This is a genomic window from Acinetobacter sp. NBRC 110496, from assembly GCF_000876115.1.
In the GTDB taxonomy this organism is placed as follows: domain Bacteria; phylum Pseudomonadota; class Gammaproteobacteria; order Pseudomonadales; family Moraxellaceae; genus Acinetobacter.
Map to the genome: position 1 here is coordinate 1 of NZ_BBTF01000123.1, position 1,976 is coordinate 1,976.

At 37.9% G+C, this 1,976-nt stretch carries 3 protein-coding genes and 1 pseudogene; all 4 read left to right on the forward strand.

The genetic code is table 11. From position 1 onward, the window contains the following. On the forward strand, positions 1 to 639 hold a 639-nt coding region (locus Aba26S_RS20775; RefSeq protein ID WP_043975074.1), incomplete at its 5' end, for an efflux RND transporter permease subunit. An 11-nt stretch (positions 640 to 650) separates the two neighbouring features. Continuing rightward, positions 651 to 1,022: a hypothetical protein gene (locus Aba26S_RS20780; RefSeq protein ID WP_004828376.1), complete on the forward strand. Its 372-nt coding sequence runs from the start codon at positions 651 to 653 to the stop codon at positions 1,020 to 1,022. Between the two features lie 5 nt (positions 1,023 to 1,027). After that, complete coding sequence (locus Aba26S_RS20785) at positions 1,028 to 1,741, forward strand: HupE/UreJ family protein (protein WP_004828379.1); 714 nt, start codon at positions 1,028 to 1,030, stop codon at positions 1,739 to 1,741. Positions 1,742 to 1,752: 11 nt separating this feature from the next. Further along, positions 1,753 to 1,976, forward strand: a pseudogene (locus Aba26S_RS20790) (transmembrane anchor protein); the annotation flags it as partial.

Sequence of the window (1,976 nt, forward strand, 5' to 3'; positions counted from 1 at the left end):
GATATTGGTAGTTACATTTCAGAAGCACAATCTAAGCTGAATGCTGATTTTAAATTACCAGATGGTTATTGGCTGACTTGGGGCGGTACGTTTGAGCAGATGGAATCTGCTTCAAATCGTCTTATGGTTGTAGTACCGATTGCTTTAATTCTGATCTTTGCCATGATCTATATGGCTTTAGGTAATATTAGAAACAGTATCTTGGTATTCACAGGTGTGCCATTTGCACTAACAGGTGGTGTGATTGCTTTAGCACTACGTGATATTCCATTCTCAATTTCTGCGGCTGTGGGTTTCATTGCCTTATCGGGTGTTGCTGTGCTGAATGGTTTGGTTCTTGTTTCAGCCATTCAGCGGCTTAGAGTTCAAGGTGAAAGTGTCATTGATGCAGTGAAACATGGTGCAATGGAAAGACTCCGCCCCGTGTTGATTACAGCTTTGGTCGCTTCATTAGGTTTTATTCCGATGGCCTTAAACGTAGGCATTGGCTCTGAAGTCCAGCGCCCAATTGCAACTGTCGTTATTGGTGGGATTATTTCATCAACCTTACTGACTTTGATTATTTTGCCGACCTTATATGTGTGGTTTAACCAAGGTAGGTCAAGAAAATCAAACGATGCCACTGAACAGGTTGTTTAGGGGCATCTTTAATGACAAATATATTGCGAGATAAACAAAGCAAATTTGTGATGATGTGGCTAGTCTGCATGATCAGTCTCGCTTTATGTTTGCACTTTAATGAGCATGTAACTGAAAATGAATTTCAGAGACACGTTTCAATTGATGCAATTCACTCTCACCATCATGAGATAAGCCAACAACATTCACATAGTCACCAAGATAATTACTATGAACATTTTGTTGGCTATGACGCACTTAAATCGACCGCTTTAGCCCATCTCTTAAAGGGGATATCAATTCTAGATTGGTCAAAAGAATATGTTTATCTGATGGTGAGTCGTATTTTTAAACCGCCCAAAAAGTTAATGGATTTTCAATTCATTTTAAATTTTGGAGTTTGATATACATGCAAATTATTGCTTCACACATTGTGAAATTAAGTGCTTACATAAAGCTATTACTTGCTTTATTCATTACATTGGTAAGTCCTACACTTTTTGCTCATGGAGTAGCAGAAGGTGATAAGGGTTATATTCAAGAAATTTATGGCGTTCATGTGATTCCATTCATCTATTTGGGTGCGAAACATATGGTCACTGGATATGACCATTTACTATTTCTTGTTGGCATTATCTTCTTCTTATACCGAATGAAAGATATCGGCTTGTACGTCAGCCTATTTGCACTTGGGCATTCGATTACGATGCTGGTGGGTGTTTATTACAATATCTCGATAAACGCCTACATCATTGATGCAATCATTGGTTTTTCGATTGTTTATAAGGCTCTTGATAACTTGGGGGCTTATCAGCGTTGGTTTGGTTTTCAACCAAACACGAAAATCGCAACTTTAATTTTTGGTCTGATTCATGGTTTTGGACTTGCAGTAAAAATTCAGGAATATGAAGTTCCGAGTGATGGACTGTTGGCAAATTTAATCTCATTCAATATTGGGGTTGAATTAGGTCAGTTTATGGCTCTGTGCATCATCTTGTTATTAATGACGTTTTGGAGAAAGACACCTTATTTCTTTAAAACAGCCTATCAAAGCAATGTCTTCCTCATGTTCCTCGGTTTTTTACTTGTTGGCTATCAACTTACTGGCTTCATTACTCAATAAGGATCTAAATTATGTATAACGCTGAAATTCCAAAAGATATCGAATTACCTTCATCAAAAAAGTTAATTAAATCAACAGCAATTGCTGCCGTAAGTGCCGTTGTTGTGCTAGTTACTTGTGTAATGCCTGCGGAGTATGCAATTGATCCGACAGGTATGGGTAAAGTGCTTGGTTTAACGAAAATGGGAGAAATCAAACAATCACTAGCTGAAGAGTCAGAAAATGGTATCAATGC